The sequence below is a fragment of the Cutibacterium porci genome (genome assembly GCF_009696315.1).
Taxonomy (GTDB): domain Bacteria; phylum Actinomycetota; class Actinomycetes; order Propionibacteriales; family Propionibacteriaceae; genus Cutibacterium; species Cutibacterium porci.
Genome location: NZ_VUMG01000002.1, coordinates 161,924 through 183,269, shown reverse-complemented (window position 1 = coordinate 183,269; position 21,346 = coordinate 161,924). Strand labels below are relative to the sequence as shown.

Annotated in this window: 15 protein-coding genes and 1 tRNA gene; 6 read left to right on the top strand and 10 right to left on the bottom strand. The window is 58.6% G+C overall.

The annotated features are described in order from the left end of the window. Nucleotides 1–16 precede the first annotated feature (16 nt). Genes FYJ43_RS04805 through FYJ43_RS04785 form a run of 5 tightly spaced genes read right to left on the bottom strand, consistent with a single transcriptional unit; the run spans nt 17 to nt 4,881 of the window. Nucleotides 17–802, bottom strand: a complete 786-nt coding sequence (locus FYJ43_RS04805) for an ABC transporter ATP-binding protein (protein ID WP_154562562.1) — start codon at nt 800–802, stop codon at nt 17–19. After that, on the bottom strand, nt 802–1,611 hold the full coding sequence (locus FYJ43_RS04800; RefSeq protein ID WP_154562560.1) for an ABC transporter ATP-binding protein: 810 nt from the start codon (nt 1,609–1,611) through the stop codon (nt 802–804). The genes FYJ43_RS04805 and FYJ43_RS04800 overlap by 1 nt, the downstream gene beginning before the upstream one ends. After that, nucleotides 1,611–2,423 (bottom strand): ABC transporter permease, encoded by an 813-nt coding sequence (locus tag FYJ43_RS04795; protein WP_154562558.1) that lies wholly within the window; start codon nt 2,421–2,423, stop codon nt 1,611–1,613. The genes FYJ43_RS04800 and FYJ43_RS04795 overlap by 1 nt, the downstream gene beginning before the upstream one ends. Further along, nucleotides 2,420–3,397 carry an ABC transporter permease gene (locus tag FYJ43_RS04790; RefSeq protein ID WP_154562556.1) on the bottom strand — a complete coding sequence of 326 codons (978 nt, stop codon included), beginning with the start codon at nt 3,395–3,397 and terminating at the stop codon, nt 2,420–2,422. Before FYJ43_RS04790 ends, FYJ43_RS04795 begins: the two co-directional genes overlap by 4 nt. After that, nucleotides 3,394–4,881, bottom strand: coding sequence for an ABC transporter substrate-binding protein (locus FYJ43_RS04785; protein WP_154562554.1), 1,488 nt, complete (start codon nt 4,879–4,881; stop codon nt 3,394–3,396). Before FYJ43_RS04785 ends, FYJ43_RS04790 begins: the two co-directional genes overlap by 4 nt. A gap of 195 nt (nt 4,882–5,076) precedes the next feature. On the opposite strand from FYJ43_RS04785, the gene FYJ43_RS04780 reads away from it, so the two are divergent. Further along, nucleotides 5,077–5,153 (top strand) — tRNA-Met (locus tag FYJ43_RS04780). Nucleotides 5,154–5,417: 264 nt separating this feature from the next. On the opposite strand, the gene FYJ43_RS04775 is transcribed toward FYJ43_RS04780, so the two are convergent. From FYJ43_RS04775 to FYJ43_RS04765, 3 genes are all read right to left on the bottom strand, one after another. Next, complete coding sequence (locus FYJ43_RS04775) at nt 5,418–5,906, bottom strand: universal stress protein (RefSeq protein ID WP_195839924.1); 489 nt, start codon at nt 5,904–5,906, stop codon at nt 5,418–5,420. A gap of 168 nt (nt 5,907–6,074) precedes the next feature. Further along, nucleotides 6,075–6,602 (bottom strand): PPA1309 family protein, encoded by a 528-nt coding sequence (locus FYJ43_RS04770; RefSeq protein WP_154562550.1) that lies wholly within the window; start codon nt 6,600–6,602, stop codon nt 6,075–6,077. 20 nt (nt 6,603–6,622) lie between these two features. Beyond that, nucleotides 6,623–7,756 (bottom strand): YlbL family protein, encoded by a 1,134-nt coding sequence (locus FYJ43_RS04765; RefSeq protein ID WP_154563334.1) that lies wholly within the window; start codon nt 7,754–7,756, stop codon nt 6,623–6,625. Between the two features lie 86 nt (nt 7,757–7,842). On the opposite strand from FYJ43_RS04765, the gene FYJ43_RS04760 reads away from it, so the two are divergent. Then, nucleotides 7,843–9,186: a zinc-dependent metalloprotease gene (locus FYJ43_RS04760; protein WP_154562548.1), complete on the top strand. Its 1,344-nt coding sequence runs from the start codon at nt 7,843–7,845 to the stop codon at nt 9,184–9,186. Here FYJ43_RS04760 and FYJ43_RS04755 read toward each other — a convergent pair. After that, nucleotides 9,174–9,800 carry a M48 metallopeptidase family protein gene (locus FYJ43_RS04755; protein WP_154563332.1) on the bottom strand — a complete coding sequence of 209 codons (627 nt, stop codon included), beginning with the start codon at nt 9,798–9,800 and terminating at the stop codon, nt 9,174–9,176. The two genes, FYJ43_RS04760 and FYJ43_RS04755, sit on opposite strands and share 13 nt — an antisense overlap. 182 nt (nt 9,801–9,982) lie before the next feature. Here FYJ43_RS04755 and FYJ43_RS04750 point away from each other — a divergent pair, with 182 nt between their 5' ends. Then, nucleotides 9,983–10,855, top strand: a complete 873-nt coding sequence (locus tag FYJ43_RS04750; RefSeq protein ID WP_195839907.1) for a hypothetical protein — start codon at nt 9,983–9,985, stop codon at nt 10,853–10,855. Here the strand turns inward: FYJ43_RS04750 and FYJ43_RS04745 are convergent. Continuing rightward, on the bottom strand, nt 10,798–12,921 hold the full coding sequence (locus tag FYJ43_RS04745) for an ATP-dependent DNA helicase UvrD2 (protein WP_154562544.1): 2,124 nt from the start codon (nt 12,919–12,921) through the stop codon (nt 10,798–10,800). The two genes, FYJ43_RS04750 and FYJ43_RS04745, sit on opposite strands and share 58 nt — an antisense overlap. A 127-nt stretch (nt 12,922–13,048) precedes the next feature. Between FYJ43_RS04745 and FYJ43_RS04740 the strand changes: the two genes are divergently transcribed. The 3 genes from FYJ43_RS04740 to recD are packed head-to-tail and all read left to right on the top strand — an operon-like array spanning nt 13,049 to nt 21,325. Further along, complete coding sequence (locus FYJ43_RS04740; protein WP_154562542.1) at nt 13,049–16,201, top strand: exodeoxyribonuclease V subunit gamma; 3,153 nt, start codon at nt 13,049–13,051, stop codon at nt 16,199–16,201. Then, entirely contained in the window at nt 16,198–19,449 is a 3,252-nt protein-coding gene (locus FYJ43_RS04735) for a UvrD-helicase domain-containing protein (protein WP_154562540.1), read from the top strand. The genes FYJ43_RS04740 and FYJ43_RS04735 overlap by 4 nt, the downstream gene beginning before the upstream one ends. After that, on the top strand, nt 19,442–21,325 hold the full coding sequence (gene recD / locus FYJ43_RS04730; protein WP_154562538.1) for an exodeoxyribonuclease V subunit alpha: 1,884 nt from the start codon (nt 19,442–19,444) through the stop codon (nt 21,323–21,325). Before FYJ43_RS04735 ends, recD begins: the two co-directional genes overlap by 8 nt. The last annotated feature ends 21 nt before the right edge of the window (nt 21,326–21,346 follow it).

Genomic DNA, 21,346 nt, shown 5'->3' with positions numbered 1-21,346 from the left:
ACCAGTCTCCGCCGTCTCAGTGGGTGGAATCGTCGAGACGAATACGCGGAATTGCTCTCAATAGCTCCCGAGTAACCTCGTGTTGCGGATCGCGATACACATCCGTAAGTCGGCCTTGCTCAACGACCCGCCCACGGCTCATGACGGCAACTGTGTCACATAGGTGCCGTACAACACCTAGATCATGGGAGACGAAGACCATTGTCAGGCCACGCTCCCTGACCAAGTCATTGAGCAAATTGAGGACCTGGGCGCGTACCGACACATCAAGCGCTGAGACCGGTTCGTCGGCAAACAAGATGTCCGGGTCAGTAATCAGCGCCCTCGCAATGGCAATCCGCTGCCGCTGCCCACCCGAAAATTCATGCGGAAAGCGGCAGGCGGCATCTGGCTCCAGACCAACGTCGACCATCACCTTCGCCAGCCTGTCTTTGCGCTGCTGACGTGTCGTTCGTCGCGCGACCGGCGACCGCAGTGGCTCCGTGATCGCCCGCCCCACGCTCATACGGGGGTCGAGAGAGGACCGTGGATCCTGGAAAACCATCGCAGCCGATCGCCGGAGCTCACGAATAGCGTCGGTATCGGTCAAGGGTTTGCCCCTAAAGCGGACGGCCCCGGAATCTGGCTGCAGGAGCGCCATCATTACTTTGAGCAGAGTGGACTTTCCAGCGCCAGACTCCCCAACCAGACCTAGCCGTTCGCCTTGGCCAACATGCAGCGAGACACCGTCTAGAGCATGGGTGCCCCTCTTCGCCGATCCCAGGCGCAGGTGAAGATCCTCGACCTCGATCTGAGTTGTCATCAATCCTCCAACACGATTGTCGTCCCAGGCTCAACGAGGTCGAGCCGGGCAGCTCGCAACAGGCGGCGAGTGTAGGGATGCTCCGGGTGAGACAACACAGCGCGTGCTGGCCCGGCTTCAACAACCTTTCCCGACGTCATGACGATGAGTTCTTGACAAATATGGGAAACCACCGCCAAATCGTGGGTGATGAATAGGCACGCCGCCCCGACTGAGTCGAGCACCTCATTGATAGTGGCCAATACCTGAGACTGTACTGTGACGTCTAATGCCGTCGTGGGCTCGTCGCAGATAAGCAGATCCGGGGAATTCACCAATGCCATAGCAAGCAGGACACGCTGCCGTTGGCCTCCAGAAAGTTGATGTGGGTAAGAATCAGCTACCTTAGCCGGGTCCTTAATTCCGACTTGCTCAAGCATATCGAGAACACGCCCACGAGCATCCCCACGGCTGACAGACCGATGCAGCAGCGGTACCTCTCCTACTTGCCGACCTACCTTCATCGTGGGGTCAAGGGCTGTCATAGGTTCCTGAAAAACCATGCCAATGCTGCTGCCTCGCAGGGCCGACATATCGTGATCTGACGCGCCTAGCAGTTCCTCGCCGCGCCAACGCACCGAGCCAGACACGTGCGCATTACCCGGTAACAGACCCATGATCGCCAGCGCAGTAACGGATTTACCAGACCCTGACTCGCCGATCAGACCGAGTCGCTCACCGGAGTCCAATGACCAACTCACATGATCGACGGCGACCCTGCGGTGACGTCCAAAATCGACAACCAGGTCATTAACCTCTAGTAGAGACATCAACGGACCTCCCTCAGCCGCGGGTCGAGGAAGTCCCGCAATCCGTCTCCAAGGAGTGTGAATCCCATCACGGCTCCCGCGATAGCCACGGCCGGCGCTACGGTCAGCCAGGGCGAGTCGAAAAGGTACACTTGCGAATCCCGCAGCATACGGCCCCAGGTTGGAACAGTTGCTGGAGTTGCCAACCCGAGATAACTCAGTGCAGCCTCAGCCAAGATCGCCGTGCCATACGAGACAGAGGCTTGTACCCCAATCAGGGGGGCAATGTTGGGCAAAACATGGTCGAAAGCTACTGATCGCCATGACATGCCAGAGCTGCGCGCCGCAATGACATAATCCTGCGCCAGTATCTGACGGCTGGCAGTTCTGGTGATGCGCGCAAACACCGGCACCGTAGATACCCCGATCGCAATCATTCCCGTTAACGTCGATCCACCGACGGCAGCAGCAAAAATGATGGCGAGTAGCAATGCTGGAAAGGCATAGAGAAGGTCTGCGGCTCGACCAACAACTGTCGACCATGGACGAGGCAACATTGCTGACGTCATCCCCCACGGCACTCCGACGCCAGCCGCTATGAGAACAGAGACGACGCCGACGAGCAGACATGTGCGAGCGCCTACAAGCATTCGCGAGGCAATATCGGAGCCAAACCCATCGGTTCCTAGCCAGTGCTGCCAGCTGGGGCGCATCAGCCGTTCAGCTGGGACAACAAGCGTTGGGTCATGCGGAGTCCACAGTGCAGAAACCACCCCTGCGATAAGGACGATCCCAACTAGTACGCATCCGATGATGAGACCTGCCCGCCTCATGATTGCTCCTCCTGGGCAGTGCGGGCGGCAGTTCTCAGCCGCGGGTCAAGGATGACGATGATGACGTCAGTGAGATAAGAGATGACCAACACAAGCGCCACAATGACCATGACGACGTCGCTGACGACGAGTAAGTCACGGGTGCTCACCGCGTCAAGAAGATAGGATCCAAGACCGGGGATCACGAACACTTCCTCCACGACGATAGCCCCGACGAGCATCGCACTGGCCTGGAGCCCGAGCACGGTGGCCAAGCTGATCGACGCATTGCGTAATCCGTGACGATGCAACGCGGGCCACAGTCGCCACCCGGCCGCCCGCGCGGTGCGTAGGTGATCGTCAGCCAGTACGTCAATGAAGGCGCTACGCACATACCGCGTCATGACGGCCGCCTGAACAATCGATAGCGACAAGACAGGCAGCACGAGGTGGGTCGCCCATTCACCGGCGTTCTCATGCAGGGGAACGTAGCCGCCGGCCGGTAACCAACCGAGAGTAACTGAAAACAGCAAAATGAGAAGGATGCCGGCTAAGAAGGCAGGAATGCTCATCAAGATTTGGGACAGAGCCGAGGCCACAAACCCACGGCTCTCCCGACGGTGTACAGCGGCATACGCGCCAACCGGTAAACACACCAGCAAAGCGAGTATTAAGGACAATCCGACCAGCCATCCGGTCACAGCTAGGCGAGAAGCGATCTGTGGGCCAATGGGTTCAGCCGAGACGATCGACGTGCCAAGGTCGCCGCGCACGAGGGAGCTTATCCAGTCCCAATAGCGCTGAGGCCACGGGAGGTCAAGGCCGAGGCGAGTGCGCACCACGGCAGCCGCTTTAGGGTCGGCGTTAGCGCCAAGAATGACCTGGGCGACATCCCCAGGGAGCAAACTCAGTAGTGCAAAAACCACAAGGGATGCAACGACGAGCCACACCAGTAGCTCCCCCAATGGAATCACGACGCGTTTAAGGGGAGTCATTGTGATCTTCTCACCTTCGTCAGATCGAAACTCATTGACGTGGAGTTGCGTTGCAGACCGGTAATGCCGGACTTGCTGACAGTGATTTTCGGCATGAGGAATAAGAACCCACCGGCAGCGTCGGTAGCCAGGATCCTGCTGGCCTGCATCATGGTCGCGTTAGTCCGATCAGCCGGGCCGGTGCGCGCCGACTCGATGAGCCGGTTGAATTCCTTATTTCGATAGCGCCAGTAATAATCGGGGTTGGCCCAGTTAACAATGTCACGCGCCTCGACATGGGCAACGATCGTCAAATCGTAGTCCGCATGGGTGTAGACGACGTCTAGCCAGCGAGCGGGAAACTCCAGCTCGTCAGTGACAACCTTGATACCAACCTGTGCCAGCTCAGAAGCCACCACTCTGGATGCCGAGGTCGCGTAAGGCAACGCAGCGGTACGCAGCCTCAGCGTAAGGCCATGGGCGTGCCCGGCCTCAGCAAGCAATTTACGGGCCCGAGCCGGATCATGCGGCCATGTATGTGAAAGATCGGTGTACCAAGGATCCGTTGGAGGAACCATCGACCCGATGAGGGTACCCTGCCCGTTCCAAACAACGTCGAGCAAGCCCTTACGGTCGATTGCCATAAGAATGGCCTGGCGCACCCTTCGATCTGACAGAGCCTTCGACGTGTTATTCATTCCAAGGACTACCTCGCCATTCGTAGTCCCGCGTAACACCCGGTAATTCGGATTATCAGTAAACCGTGATAACGCCTGAGGGGTCGTCATATCAGAGACCACATCGAGATCGCCTGACAGTAGAGCTGCTGTCTGGGACGTCGGATCGGAATAATATGCGAAGCGGACGGTGGGGCGATTTCCCTCATGCCAGGGATGCGATGACGGCGACAAAGTCACCGAATGGCCAGGGGTGAATTCACTAACGACATAGGGCCCAGACCCTTGAGGTCGAGTAGCGAGGTCCTTCGTCGCCGGGTCAATGACGACTCCGGACGTGCTCGCTAGGTTAAAGAGCAAGAAGTTATCGCGTGTTGACAAATCCAGGATGACGGTGGTGGCGTCTGGGGTACGAATAGCCTTAATCGCAGCCAGATTCGCCTGATTCACCGGGCTTGCCGACTGCCCCCTCATGCGCTCTAGCGACGCTTTGACGGCAGCCGACGTCACCTGGCTACCAGATGAAAACCGCGCATTGGGGTCAAGGTGAAAGGTGAGGTTAAGACCGTCGTCAGAAAGCTCCCACGATCTCGCCAGCAATCCAACAAGCTTGCCTGAATCGTCAACGCGAACGAGAGTCTCATACACGTTATAGAGCAAAACCTGCGGAATAGCCGCAGCTGCGTTGGACACGAGGTCCAGAGTCGGAGGGGCTGCCGTCGCCCCGATAGTGAGTACTTTTTCGTCACTCGGCTGGCAACCGGCGATTCCTGTAGCCGACAAAGCTACCGCAACGGCTAGCCCTGCAGCTTTCAGCTGGTCCCGCATCGTCTGGTCATACTCCCTTCGGGCTCGGCGCCCTGCCGGAGAGCATAGACCCAGACACGCTCTGAGCGAACTCAGCGCCATTGGCGAGGACAGGCGTCTGGCAACGGAAATCGCTGCTTTCTTGACGCCCCGACGCAGCCCTCCGCAGTCCGATTTGTCTTGCATCTGTGTGATCTGTATAGTGAAACGAGTCGACGCGGGGTGGAGCAGTTCGGTAGCTCGCCGGGCTCATAACCCGGAGGTCACAGGTTCAAATCCTGTCCCCGCTACCACTTAAAGGCCGGTTCACAAGGAGAAACGCTTGTGAACCGGCCTTCGTCACGCCTGAGATAATTAACAGTTTTTCACCTGGCGGGACCCGCCCAAGCACCGACTCAGCTGCACGCTCGAAAGCCATGCCTACTGGGTGGATTACTCGTCGTTGACAAGGTCAAATTCGCATCCAACGCTGGGCCCGTCGTGCAACAATGTGCGCGATAAAGCGACATTGCGGCAGCCAGCGGAACATGCGACGGCGGCCGCCAATCGACCTACCGTCATGACGAGCAGAGTGGGTATTCCCAGTCGTCGCTTCGAAGGGGCACGATAATCACCGGCCGCAACTGGCGGCGGCCCAGCTGAACCGCAACAGAACCGTCCAACCACTCTTGAAGCCCAGCACGGAACCCTGGCCGACGAGTGCCCAAGATGAAGCACCCAGCATTAATAGTGTGAGCCAGGTGCGCCAACTGCTGATCCGGCAGTCCAGACAGGTACACCAAATCCCAATCGGCGTCCGGATAGTCAGACATGAAGACATCGAGAGCGCTGTGGATGGCTGACCTCGCCGTTTCCATCGACGTCTGCTGTGCAGTCGGATCAAGCGGATAGCTGGCGTCGGGATTCGACGGGCTTGAGACTCGATCGGTTGCCACGTATGCAAAGACAATTGTGCTCCCCATCGCCTTTGCGTGCTCAACCCCTGTTTCCAACACCGGCTTCGGGATATCCGGCATGATCGCGACGATCACGGGGCGGCCCTTCATGGAACCACGAGGCGAGCGCTGATACGTCTCAGGCGCGCGGAGAGACCCGGCGTCATCGGGGACATTGACTTCTTCATTGGCGGGCTGGTGATCCGTCATGACCGTCTCCTAGATGTGGCAGCACCACAATGCATATTACTGATCAGATGACGGTCGCGCTCACAATCGTCACGACAGCGTCCCCAACACGGCTGATTCCAAGGCAGGCACCAAATCGATCGAGCCAAGGAGGTCATCGGGGTGATCGGCGAGCCGCGCGACACCATAGTGGCTGCCATCACGAAGGGCTCCGGCCACCACCCGAACCTCATGGCGGTGGGGATGAGCAGCTACATACGCTGCAGCTTCGTCCGGATCGTGAGGTATCTCATCAGCAAATTCCTCTGGTAGGAAGATCCTCTCGACGCAGATGGCGGCCCCGTCCACGGCGTCACCCCACGTCGTGGTGGCGAGGGCCTGGGCAAGGTCCGCCCCAGGACGAAAGTCATCCTGCTCAATGCTGGACAAGCTGTCGGGGCTTCCCGCGACAAGCTGACCGGCCAACGCCGGTTCGGCCTTCACGAGGTCGGCAGTGCGCACCAACGCGAACAGGCGAGGCGGGCCTCCCCAACTCGACGAGGCAACAAACCGTTCGATCTCGGTCAGACATGCAATTAACGCGTCATGTGTCGGCGCCGCAGCGGGCGGCTCCTGCATTGTTTCTTCGTCACCGTCGTTTAGCAATGTGGTACTCCCGATCCCCCAGCACGGATTTTCTGGATAGCAGCAATGGCGTCCTTGAGACTCGACACTTTCACTAGCCTCATAGATGATTCAACTCCGCTAATATCGCGGCAGTTACCGGCCGGGACAAGGAAGACCTTTGCACCATCTCGCTCAGCCCCGGCAATTTTCTCTTGGATGCCACCAATAGCGACGACGTTGCCGTCAGGGGAAATACTTCCAGTACCCGCTATGTGCAGGGAACCAATGAGATCGTTGGGAGCAACCATTTGATATATCGACAGTGCCATTGCAAGCCCAGCTGACGGCCCAACGATGTCTCCAGGAGTGTTATAGCGAATCGACGGCGCATATCGATACCCCGTATCGACGGTAATGCCGACTGCCGGTGCGCGCCGATCGCTTACTGACGACACCGTCGTCACCGCAATCGTTTTCGCAGACGAATTACGCAGCACAACAAGCACGACGGTATCGCCCACCGCATGTTTACGGACTGCCTTTCCAACGTCGAGGAGAGACGCCACCGGTTTCCCATCTACCTTCTCGATGAGGTCTCCCGGCATAAGTTGACCGTGAGCCGGTCCCGCCGCGCTGACGGCGCTCACCATGGGCATCTCCGTGACGGGCTGACCAGCAGCTCGTAGCGCAGCCACGGCCGCGTCGCGCTGGGAGGTGTCCATCATGTACGACTCATCAGCATCGACTTGCTGAGGTGAGCGTCCCGGCGGATAAATCGCCTCTCGCTGGAGAACGTCGTGGTCCGCGCGGATATGCGCGACCAACGCCTCAGCCAAGGAGAGGCGTGAATCAGAACGGGTAATCGAGACGGTCGTCATCCGCATCTCGCCCTGACTATGCCGCGTAGTTAAGCCGTCGACCTGAATCATCGGCTTGCCTTGTTCGTTCGTCGAGAGCAGATTCACGGTCTGGCCGGGAGAGCGAGCCACGAATGGGATCGGGACGAGAATCAAGGCTAGAACACAGAGCAGCACGACAAGGGCCGACGAGATCGCTGTCCAGCGAGTAGGAAAGCGTCTCGTACGCAGAGCCTCAGTCTCAACCGTTGTTGCGGTGACGGAGGCGCCAGGGTCATGCGGCGTGGTCGGCTCGGACATGATGGCCATGCTAGCCGTCACCGACGATGACTTTGCCTCGACGGCCACGGCCCTAGACTTGGTTGAGATACCACGACGAGCGAACGGAGACGGGAATGAATGACGGACCCCAGCATCCTGGGCAGCCCGACCCCGAAGAGATGGCTGAGCAGTTGCGACGCATGATGCAGCAATTAGGTCTGCCCGCCAACGGTGACCTCGCCTCATTCATGACACAGTTGTCACAGATGCTTGGATCCGGCATGTCCGGAGCAAATCCGAGTGACGGACCGGTCGACTGGTCTCACATCAAGGACATGGCAAGGCATATTGCCGCTTCCCGTGGCTCTGACCCGACGCCAGGCCAGCAGGAACGCACCGCTTTACTCGATGCGTCTCGCTTGGCAGAAAGCTGGCTAGACCGGGAATGCGAGTTCGCTCAGGTCAACGCCCAGCCAGCGTGCTGGAGCCGTGCGGAGTGGATTGAACACACTTTCTCGTCCTGGCAGTCCGTCGTCGAACCTGTGCTGGTCTCGCTGACGGAAGCCATGAGCGGTCTGATGTCTCAGGGCGGCGCTGACGACCCAATGGCCGCCCTCGCCCAGATGATGGGTCCGGTGCTGCGCAGAATGTCGGCGATGCTATATGGAGCCCAGCTGGCTCAGGGGCTCGGAGAGCTGTCGACCTCAACAGTCACCGGGACTGAGATCGGCCTACAGGTGCTTTCGGTGCCGCAAGTCGTCATCCTCCCCACGAATATCGCCGCCGCATGGAATGACCTTGACCTTGATCCAAGAGATGTTGAGATTTATCTTGTGCTGCGTGAATCGGCTCGTCAGCGCCTGTTCAATGCCGTAACCTGGCTCGGCCCGCAACTGTTAGCACTCGTTGAGCACTACGCCCGCGAAATCCGCATTGATTCCTCGGCGATTGAGGATGCCATTGATATCGACGACCTTTCCAGATTGACGCCAGAAAAGGCCCAGGAAATGTCGGAGCGCCTGCAGGGACGCCTCTTTGAGCCGACCCGAACCCCGGAGCAGGAGGGTGTACTCCAGCGTCTAGAAACGTTGCTGGCACTCATCGAAGGGTGGGTCGACGAGGTCACCTCCCAGGTTGCCCGCACCTGGCTTCCCAGCCACGACCAGCTCAGTGAAGCGGTACGACGTCGCCGTGCCACGTCCGGACCCGCAGAGGTCTTCTTCCAATCCTTGCTCGGTTTGGAGTTGCGTCCCCGCCGAGTCCGCGACGCCGCAAACCTATGGGCAGCGCTACGTGAGGCCCGTGGAACGGTGGGACGTGACCAGGTGTGGAACCATCCCGACCTCGTCCCCACTACCGCCGACCTCGACGATCCGCTCGGTTACGTTTCGGGTGATCGCCAAGAACCTACAGAAGGCGCCGACGACCTCGACGCCGAACTAGAGAAGCTACTGCGAGACCACGGTCACGACGACTGATCCGCTACGGTGCCGTCAGAACCAGTGACGGCGGTGTCACCGCTGCCGGCCACAGCCCACTGGAAACCGGCCAGAAACCCCTCCGCCCGCTCAGCGTTGGGGAATCCGGCAAGTAATTCATGAAATCGTCGGTTGTGATGGCCTTCCACAAGATGACACAGCTCGTGCGCTAGGACATGGTCGACGACCCAGTTGGGGAATCCCTGCATGCGGTCAGACAACCTGATCTGACCCGTCGACGGAGTGCATGAACCCCAGCGAGTGTTCTGGTTCGACACCCATCGAACCGATGTCGGCCTGACCGTGTCGCTGACCTGCGGATCGAGATACGTCCGGCACAATTGCACAGCGCGTCGAGCCAATTCCTCGTCGCCAGCATGGCGTCGGTGACGGGCATGGGACCTTGTCACCTTATCCACTAATTCCATCACCTGAGGGTCTTGGCCAGCCTTCCGCATACTCATGGGCACCATAACGAGGACGGAACGTCCCTCCATCCGGGCGCTCAGGGTGCGACGACGACGGGCACTGCGTCGAATAATGATCTCGGGCCTACCGTCGTGCGCCGCAATGATCTCGTCTGGAACCGTCGCGTCAGCCATAACAGCCATCATGCCCGGGGGCAAAGACACGTATGGCGACGGAGCAAAGTTGACGAGAGCTCACCCCTGGCCTAGATTGAAGGTAGCCCCCGGATCCCGGATGTGCAGGGGAAGGCACATCGTGATGGTCCGGGGGTTTATGCATCTGGTGCATCGTAGCGGGCTATGTCCAGACGACGTGTTGTCCCACCTGCATGACGTGTTGTCCCGAGGCCTTGTGTTGTTGCCCATTATCCTCGTTGTGTTGCCCATATACGCCCCGGCACTTACGTAAATATCTATGGCTTGGCAAAGCTCGAACCATGCACGTTGAACTTGACTGTCCTTGGATCCCAGTTTCAGACGGGTTACGCATCCTCGCTCCAGACGGCCGGTCCTTCCGGCTGCGCGGTGCCAAAGCAAGTACCGATGGACGTATCGACGTTCCAGCAGATGTCGCACGTCACCTCTACGAGGTGGGGGTAGCGACCAAGCCCAGCGATCTTCGCGTGGCAGTCGTCAGCGACCTTGGGTGTTCCGACGACCTAGTGCGCGGTCTCACAGCGCGACGCATCGACGTAGCCACGTGGGTTAGAGCACACCCGAACACCTGTGACCTTCGTCGCATCAGTGGGCATACTCACCCTGACGTTCACGTCGTCGTCATTTGTCCTCGGACCCTCCTCGGAGGCCGCGATATGGCCGAACAGTGTCATCGCGCAGGGATCCCATCGGTCATCGCATGGGGGCACCACGGGTGGGCTCTACTTGGCCCCATCAACGACCACCGTCCCGGATGTCAGCACTGTGTCGATATGGCGATGGCCGCCCGCGACCCCGACTGGGTAACAGTGGCTCGCAGCATGACGGAAGGAGGGTATGACCCGGCAGTCACCGAATGGCTCGTCAGTCGGGTTGAAGATACTGCACTGTCTATCCGCGACTCGACGATCACCTGTCAGACGAAGACCTTCCATGTGCGCACCACCGCCGGTGAGCGCAGTATCGACGTGCCAGCCCAGCCGGGATGTCACTGTTGGTTGTCTGAGGAAAAATCGTGCAACACGGTGATGAGATCAGCGGCGTAAAGATCGGCCTTGCGTCTGCCAATTCCTGGAACCTGTAACAAGCTTTCCACCGAATGAGGCCGCCTTTCTGCCACACTCAGCAACGTCGCGTCAGTGAGAATGACGAAAGCGGGTACGCGGTCGGCTTCCGCCCGCTCACTGCGCCACTGCCGCAACCTATCGACGAGGTCCGGGTCAACTCCCACCGTGCACCCAAGGTGATGGCCAAGTTTTCGATCCTTAGCGGCGGTCAGGGGTCTTCCGCACACCGAACACACCATGATCGTGGCACGCCGGCTCCGCGGATGTTGCGGCGACCTGTCGGTCATGTCCCCGGTCCCGGGCAGGCCGCGCAGGAATCGCGAGATGCCCTGCCGTTCCCGGTTTCCACCAGCCCACGAGTACGAGACCCATAGGTCTCTTCTGGCTCGAGTCACACCAACATGCAACAACCGGCGCTCTGAAGCCATTTCAGCCGGAGTTTCAGCCATGACGAACGGCACCATCGCGTCGCTGATGCCATACAAGGCCACGACATCCCATTCGAGGCCTTTGGACGCGTGTAGTGTCGCCAGCGTCACTGCGTCGCCGACTGGAGGCTCCTGGGTGGCAGCCCGACGGGAAAACACTGCAGCCAGACCCTCTAAAGTCGTCACGCCATCGTTCACATGCGAAACCGCTAGATCATGCAGAGCTTGCAAAGACTCCCACCGCTGCCTGATATCTCCTTCTCCCTCGGGTGCTGTCGTAGACCAACCGTGAGCAACGAGCAACTGATCAAAGGCTGGCAAGGGATCAGCACCGGGTTCATCAGCCACGAGCTGAGCCAACGCGTCGAGGCTACATCTGACTTCTCCTCTGTCATAGAAACGCTCAGAGCCCCTCACAAGATATGGGATAGATCTTTCCGCCAGCGCGGTCTCAAGGTGGGCTGCTTGAGAATTAATTCGGTATAAAACTGCAACCTCGGACCACGGGATTCCCGCAGCATGACGCGACTCAATCCACATTGCCACGGCAGCGGCCTCGGAGGCCTCATCACTGAGGGCTTGAAAAATGGGCTCTGGGCCAGACCGCCCGCGCGAGACCAATGTAACTCCCGTGCCATGCTCAAGAGCCTCCTCGGGAGTTACGCGGTTAACGAGAACCTCGTTGGCCAATCGAATGACTTCGGGAGTGGAACGGTAATTGCGAACCAAATCGATGCGCTTAGCACCAGGATGATCGGCAACGAAGTTGAGTAGATAGTCCGATCGCGCACCTGCATAAGAGTGAATAGCCTGATGGGGATCGCCAACCACACATACATCATTTCGATCTCCGAACCACAATTCAAGCAACCGGTGCTGCAGCGGAGAAATATCCTGATATTCGTCAACTACAAAATGCTGATACCGATTCCGAATCTCCTCAGTAATGTCACGATGCTGGACGAGCAATCCCACGGCGCACAATAGAATATCATCAAGATCAATGACGCAACATTCCCTCTTCACAGCCTCATACCCGGCCAGAACACGCCCTACGTCGGTGGCAGAGACTCCCGCCACGACCCGGCCTTCAGCCCTCGCTAGGGAAGCGTATTGATCATTCGTAACATTGGAGACCTTAGCCCACGAGATTTCGGCAGATAAATCGCGTAGAAGCGCCTTGTCACTGCCAAGACCGACACGACGAGACGCCTCGGCTACCATTGAGAACCGCGAATCACTCACCGGCGGTAATTCACAATTGTATGCACGTGGCCAGAAAAACTTGATCTGTCGCAACGCAGCAGAATGAATAGTGCGAGCCTGCACCCCAACAACCCCGAGATCGGCAAGTCGGCCCCTCATCGTACCGGCCGCCTTCGTCGTGAACGTCACCGCAAGAGTACGACGCGGATCAAGCTTGCCCGTCGCCGCACCGTACGCGATGCGATGAGTAACAGCACGCGTTTTACCTGTACCGGCACCGGCAATCACGCACACCGGAACGTCGAAGGTCTTCGCAACCTTGGCCTGTTCAGGATCCAGTGCCGCCAGAATCGCATCTGCCGATTGGGTTCTCACAGCGATCACCATAAGGGGCATGGCCGACAGCAACATATTGCTGCGTTCTTCGTGAGTGTTCTGCCTCTGTTACACATCTGCGGCGTCGGTATGTCATGACCGACACATAAACTGACCAATCAGTTCGGCAAGTAGCCGGGCGCTATCACGAGGAGGTGCGTCGATGACAGGTGCAGTGAGAGTCGCTTATTCCTGGCGCGACGTCAGTGACGCCGTCGTCACTGCCTTGTCCGAGCCCGCCACCGATCCATTCATCCGACCGATTCTGGTCACCCCCAATTATGCTCAGGCCCGTGCTCTGCTCCAATCCCTTGCCCGACGCCACGGAGTCGCCGCCGGTATCCAGATCACGACTACGCAAGGTTTACGAGCACGACTCGAGGACGATCTATTAGGTATTGATCGGGACACTGACCCGTGGCAGCCCGGTCCTCTCGCCCTGCGAATCGCTCTCCTTATCGAAACCGATTCCCCCGGCTTCGAGGTCGTTTCTGCCCATCTGGAAGCTAGTCGTTGTCTAGGAGTGCCGCGCGCATCCTGGACAACTGCACGGCAAGCCGCAGATGCGATCTACGCGCTCACTCGCGACTGCCACGATGTTTTGAGCGCTTGGGCCGACGGGCCAGACGCCACATCTCATCCATGCGACACAGACTCGGCAGGAAACCCGCTAGATCCCGCCCGCGCATGGTGGGCTCCGCTATGGCGCGCACTTCTCGCCGAAGACTGCCATGTCCCTGACCCCGTGAGCCGACATCGGCTTCTCGTCGACGCAATATGTAGTGACGAACGCCCTGAGCCTCCAATCGTGTGGTTTTCATCGACGGCCATGACTCACCACGACGTCAACTTAGCCGAGGCACTGTCCACTTCGCGCGACGTCACGATCGTCCATCTCGATCACAACCTTCATAAGACCGATCCGTGGCGAACCTTTGATCGTGCGCGCTCCGCTACGACCATGCGGTGGACATCGTCGTCGATCCCCCCCGTTGAGGACGACGCACATACCCACCACGCGCAGCTGCCCCCAGTCGAATTCCATGACTGCTACGGGGCTGATCGCCAAGCCGAAGTCGTGCGCGATGTCGTGTGCGCCACCCTTGCCGACTACCCAGCTCTCGAGCCTAGAGACATCGTCGTCGTATGTTGTGGAGGAGAAGATACCGCCCACCTTCTTTCTGCTGCGACAGTGGCAGATACAGACCACCCCGCACATCAGTTACGGTTTACGACCCCCGAGTCACGCGAACATGCCAATCCCGTCACCGAAGCCGTGACGACCATCTTGGGATTAGTGTCGTCACGTGCCACAGCACAAGACTTACTTCACCTGTGCGCCATGCCTGCGGTACGTGCACGATTCGGATTCTCCGATAACGATCTGGAATCAATTGAACAGCTAGTAAGCCAGGCCGACATCCGGTGGGGAATCGACTCTGCTGCACGAGAGCAGGCAGGGCTTGGGCGGATTAGGCAGTCGACGTGGCTAGCCGGTGTTGAACGGATGCTGCTGGCCATCGCGATGTCATCTACCCCACCAACTCATCTGGGCACGGTCACGCCGATTACTGACGTTGGGTCAACAACCATCCCACTCGTCGGGAAACTCGCTGAGCTTGTATCCCGTATGCGCAAGACGATCCTCGACACCACAGCACCGGCACCGATCGCCACCTGGAGTCGTCGGATAAGCGAGATCATTGACAACCTCACGGCCGCTCCCGCAGACTCCCCTCGATCAGCGCTTGACACCCTCGCCCTGCTGACACGCTTGGAAGGCGTCGCAGAAGACAGAGAGTTTGATCGCCACGAGATTATCGATCTACTTGTCTGGCTCTCAGGCACCTTTCACGGCCGGTACAGCTGGTTTGATGGCTCTATTCAAGTGTGCCACCCGGGGGAACTCTCCCCTGTCGATCACGAGGTCGTCATTATCGTTGACCCCGACCACGATGTCGTCTACGCAAACCCCCTTCATGGACTGCGAGACGATAGCCTCGACCCGACTGCTCAAGCACGGCAGGACCTACTCGACGTTGCCCTGTCGGCCAAGACCCTCCTCGTCGTTGTCAGGCAGACTCGTAACCCTGTCAATGACCTTCCGGTACTGGCGGGCCCATTCACAACAACCCTCGCCCACGCTCTAGACGCACGCTCGGCAACACCACGTCACATCGTTCACGGTTTGCAACCATTCTCCGCCGATAAGTCCTGTGACTTCACCGAGACTGCTTGGACTGGATTCGACGAGGCCGCCGCCGCAGCGGCACGCTGTCATCCTGGATCACAACCTCGACCTGATCGCGTCGTGTTGCCGCCGGTAACAGAGCTCCCCGATCCCCGGATGTCCCCAACTGATCTCGCTCTCGCCCTGTCTCACCCAGCACGGACTCTGTTGCGAGCTCGTGTCGGCGCACCAGTCAACGACCGGCTTTCCGATTTTCCGAGCGACTTACCACTTTCGCCAAGTGCATTGGACAAGTACTGGATACGTTCCCGTATACTGGCTGACCTAGAACACGGCTCTTTGCCAGATGATGCCATCAGTGCAGAGCGGCTACGAGGCTCTGCCGCTCCTGGACATTTGGGCCAATCCATCGTCACCTCGTTGGCTGAAAGCTCCGTGCAGATTTCTCAGACGGCTACTCAGCTCCGAGGCGAGCAGGATGAACAGTTCATCGAAATTGCCCTCGACCTTGTTGAAGGTAACTGCCCTCACTTGCTGTGGCCTGACGGGCTCATTGTCGATCCGACTCACCCCATTCATATGCACGGGCGCATTGGTGTGAGGGGACATCGCATTGTCCACGCCGTCGCGACGCGGGCGAATGCCAAGCCACTCCTCGATCTGTGGGTCAATCTATTGGCTGTGGCCATAGCGACTGACGACGTCGGATGGTTCGGAGCACTCGTGTCCAGTGACGGCGTTACGCATCTGGCCGCCCCAGCCCCTGACCAGGCCCGCGACATCCTGGCCGGCCTCACCAGACTCGCGTGGTGGAGCAACCAACAACTCATTCCACTTCCCGTGAAACTAGCGCATGCTCTCGTCGGGTTATCGCCCATGGCACGTACTAACTATTGGACCGGAGACAGCCCTCTCCAGGTACAGTGGTCGAGGGAACGAGATTCAAACTGGGCAGCATTTTTGGGACCCGATGTCGACGAACTCATAGCCTGCTGCCGTGATCGTGGCACCACTCTGGAAGACCTTGCCGGATGGCTATTCAACCCGATTATTCAAGCATCTCGTCACACTGGCCTCTCACAACCCACCATGGAACAGTTTCCACATCTGGGGAGGATGGCATGACCACCGACATCCCCTTTGACATCACTCAACCCCTGCCACAAGGAACCGTCCTACTGGCAGCAAGCGCCGGAACTGGAAAGACATGGACGATCTCAGCGGTGTGCGCAAAAGCCATCGCAACCGGGATGGTGCATATTGAGAATCTTCTCTTAGTGACGTTTAACCGCTCAGCTGCCCAAGAATTGCGCGGCCGGGTTTACGAACGCCTTGTCGACACCCGTCAGCTACTCGCAGGATCACGAGATCCTTCTGACAGTTTTGACAAGTCGCTTATCGAACTTGGCCCACAAGGATTGAAACGAGTGGACGTTGCTCTCGATGCTTTCGATAGAGCAATAATCACCACGACCCATGAATTCGCGTCTAGGATGCTTGTGGAATTAGGCGTGTTATCAGATCACGATCCATCCTCAGCACTCGTGACGGATCTCACGCCCTTAGTAACCGAAGTCTCCGATGACCATTACCTAGCCCAGTATGTCAACTCCGATCGACCGCCCTCGGTACATGAAAAGCGCCAGCTTTCGTGGGATGTTGCGGTGAAATTCGGCGAGGTTCCACTCTCCTCCGACGAGGATGCGCAGACCCCGAAACAAGATATCCCGACACAAGATATCGAGTGGGCTCGATCAATACGGGAAGACGTTCGACAACGCTCCCGATTGCGGTCGGTCCATACCTTTGACGACCTCATTGGCGACCTTGTTGCGGCCCTTCGCGACCCCTACCGTGGCCCTCTAGCGTGCCAGACTCTCGCTCACCGGTTTGGACTCGTCATGGTTGACGAATTCCAAGACACTGATCCCTTGCAATGGGAGATACTGCGCTTAGCTTTTCATAACCACAGCAATCTTTGGCTTATCGGAGATCCAAAGCAGTCGATTTACGCCTTTCGAGGGGCCGACGTCCACGCCTATCAGGAAGCGGCTCAATCGGTCAACCATGTCTTTCATCTCGACGTCAATTATCGTGCTGATGCCCCTATCGTCGAGGCCATCAACAGCCTTTTCGGCAATGCTCAATTGGGGCATGGTATCTCAATGGAGCCGGTAACGGCACATCATTCGACATCCCGAATCACAACATCGGCTACTGATGGGCCGCGCTACTCCTGGTCTCAGCCTTTCCAAATTCGCTGTCTCGAAGCTCCTGCTAACGCTCAGCTAGATACGACACTGTCCGATCAACTCGTCACTGAAGACCTCGTCAACCAGGTCATCATGATGCTTGAGGGAGGCACGGTCATTGACGATGGCACCCATGGGGTCAGGCCGCTTCACCCCAACGACATCGCGATACTGGTACGAAAACGTCGCAGGGGCGCCGAGCTTGCGACAGCGCTATCGCGGGCCCACCAGCCCGCAGTGTTTTCTGGTGCCTCATCAGTGTGGTCGTCTCAGGCTGCCGAAGACCTTATGACGCTACTTGAAGCCCTCGACAATACTGATGAGCGGCTGAGAACCAGACTGTGCCTATCTGACCTCATCGGTGCAACCCCAGCCGATTTGGCCGCACCGGATTCACGCGTGCGCTCTGACGTGGCGATTGACCTAGCCCGTTGGTCGAGTACCTGGACGGTCACGGGAGTATGGGGAACCGTTGAAGCCGCCCTTCACCGCCCAGATGCGTTAGCCCGTCTGGTAAGCATGGTGGGCGGTGAGCGATACATCACCGATCTACGTCAGGTTGCGCAAGAAGCGCACATTGCGGCATGTCAAGCACAATGGACGGCGACGGCAACCGCTGCGTGGATCCGCGAGCAACAGCAACTGACCGGAAATGACGATCCCCGTCGCCTAGATAGTGACCACCAGGCCGTCACCATCATGACCATCCATGAGGCGAAAGGACTCGGATTCCCAGTCGTACTACTGCCTGACATCGCCACCGGGAGGAAGCCGAAAGACGCCATCCGCGGTCCGGTCGTGTGGCATGACGGTCAACGGCGTGTGCTGGACATCAATTCACACGGGCCTGACCGTTCCATAGCAGTCAACAGCCACAATGAGGACGAACAAGGAGAAGACCTTCGCCTGCTATACGTCGCTTTGACCCGTGCCCGGTCTGCCGTGCGGCTGTGGTGGTCTCCCTGCCGTCGACGACACCGATGGTCCGCCTTCCAACGCCTCATCGAAATGAACCGCGCGACGGGCGAGCTTGGCACGGGCAATGCCAGCACAGATCCGGTGACCCTCGCCTGGCTCAATTCTGGACCGATTGCGACCGCAATAGCACCAGCTAACCAAAGGAGCCTCACCCGGACAATCAGCACTCAACGTAGTTCCCGCGTCAACGCTCGCACGCTCAACCGGCCGATTGACACCGCGTTTGTCCACACGTCATATTCAGCATTGACGGCCGACCTCCACGCAGCCATGCCGACATTGACGAATGCTCTCACCGACGAGCCCGTAGATGACGAGAGCATCGACGACAGTGCCACTGGCCTGTGTGGTCTCCCCGGCGGAACATCGTTCGGCACCCTGGTTCACGCCGTGCTTGAGTACGTCGATACTGCAGCGACAGATCTTTCTGCCGAAGTCTTGGCAATCACCCGGAAAACTCTTCGGACATGGCCGATGCCAGACGTCCCGCCAGCCGAGCTCGCGGCCGGCTTAGAGCAGGTTCTCCATAGCGATCTTGGTATGTTGGCTCCCGGCATGACATTGGCAGATTTTCCGCCGGCACATCGGCTCGCCGAGATGAATTTCGAACTTGCCATGTCGCAATCGGGACGGTCGTCAACTGTCACAGATCTAGCCTCCCTCCTCCGCGATCCGAGTTTGGTACCACCAGACGACCCCATTGCTGGCTACGGCGAAATATTGGCTCATATTCCCAATACTGACCAGGCTTTACGCGGCTTCCTCACGGGTTCGATCGACGCGGTACTGCGGCGCCCAGATGGTCGCCATGTCATTGTCGATTACAAGACGAACCGGATTCCTGGGATGTCAAAGCTCAGCCCTCATATGTACGACACGCGCACAATGAGAGCGATGATGTTCAGTTCTCATTACCCACTTCAGGGACTGTTGTACTCAGCAGCCTTGCATCGATTCCTGGCGTCAAACCTGTCCGGATACGACCCGGCAACCCACCTCGGCCCCATTGGCTATCTTTTTGTTCGAGGTATGGCTGGTCTCCCGGCATCCGACGGCCACATGCCCGACGGAGTCTTTACCTGGCATCCGAAGCCTGAACTCATTGAGGCGATCAGTGAGCTGTTGGGAGGCATCCATGACTGACATCATTCCAGTGGGGGCAGGCGACCGACTCGAGCCTTTTGCCCGAGCCGGAGTTCTCGAAGCCAGCGATATTCACCTAGCGAATCTGGTATGTCGCATCGGTGGCGAGACGAATGGTGACGTCAACCTCGCGATCGCTGTGTCATGCCGTGAGCTCCGCCGCGGATCAGTGTTTTGGAATCCCCACGAGATCGCAAAAGCCATCCGTCGTCAGGTTCTTGATCCAGCAATTCCAGACATCGAGGGAAGCGACCAGGCGGCCTTATTCGCCGCATTAGAGTGGCCGAATCCTCATGAATGGCTGTCCACGCTAGCGGCCAGTCCCGTCATCGCTGGCCGTGATGATCCGCTCAACAAGTTGCCAGCTCGGCTTGACGGCGGCCTGGTCTACTTAGAAAAGTATTGGCAGGCTGAGCACGACGTCGCCCGCGATCTCGCTGCCCTCGCTGCAGACCCGCCATACCAAGGCGCGGTCTGTGCTGCTGATGTTGTTACCACCATCAGTGGTGCCTTAGCAGCATCTGGAATCATCCTTGACTCGGCCCAAGCTGATGCCGCCGTCGCAGCAATTACGCACCGGATAAGTGTGGTCGCCGGCGGTCCCGGAACCGGCAAGACAACCACAGTATGCGCCCTCTTGGCGGCTTTGCAGCAAGCAGATCCTCACCTTGGGGCTGTGGCCCTCGCGGCCCCAAGCGGGAAAGCGGCGGCGCGCTTGCGTGACTCCGTTTCTCATGTGTCCGAGCGGATGCCCGACACCGTGAAACCGCTTGTTGCTGATGCAACGACCGTCCATTCACTGTTGAAGTGGCAAGGGCCGGGGACCTCATTCGGGTATGACAGGCAGCACAAACTTCCATTTGGAGTCGTCGTCGTAGACGAAGCGTCGATGCTATCTCTGACTCTTGCTGCGAGCCTGCTGTCAGCAATCGGGCCTGGGACTCGCCTCATCCTCGTTGGCGACCCAGGCCAGCTCGTTTCAGTGGACGCCGGTAGTGTCTTAGCAGATATCGTCTCGTCGGCTGACACCCTCCAAGCCCGACTTCCTGTCACGATCCTCACCCATAATCACCGATCACGAGGAGATATCGCACAACTATCAGAGGCGGTACGCGAGGGAGATACCAGCGCTGCACTGGACGTGCTCATGGCAGCCACAGCATCAAGTGATCAGCCTGCCGTCGATGACAGCAATACGGACCGCGGTCCTCGCAGTATTACGTGGATCGACGCCGACCCTGAAAATATCGGGATGGACGATCTCCCGGCGGTCGCACAAGTGATTATGCGCACCGGAGCGCACATGCTTGAACTGGCCACTAACGACGCTGACGCCGACGCACTCAAACTCGTCGACGCCCACCGGCTCTTATGCGCCCACCGAAAGGGGCCATATGGAGTAGACGAGTGGTCCCGTCGCATGGTTGCCGTGCTATCAGACGTGCTGCCTGGCATTAACCAGGGCAGATGGACTCTCGGGGAAACCGCGATCGTAACGCACAACCTCCCGCAGTTGGGAGTCAATAACGGTGACTGCGGCGTCATAGTCGAGACAAGGCCTGTCCCCACGCTAGCTTTACCCGGCCCGGGTGGAGCCCCCAGACGATTGCCTTGTTCGCTCATCCCATCGTTGCAGCCCCTTCAGGCTATGACGATTCACAAAGCGCAAGGTAGCCAGTTCACGGATGTGACAGTAATCCTGCCACCGCCTGAGTCGCCCCTTCTCACTCGTGAGTTGTTCTACACCGCCATCACGCGTGCCCGTGAGCACCTCACTGTGATAGGTACCAAAGAATCGGTTGAGCGCGCTATTGATCGAAGGAATGATCGACGGTCAGGAATTCAGCGACGTTGGGAGGAAAGTCGTAGCCGCTAATGCCACCGAAACCCAACTACC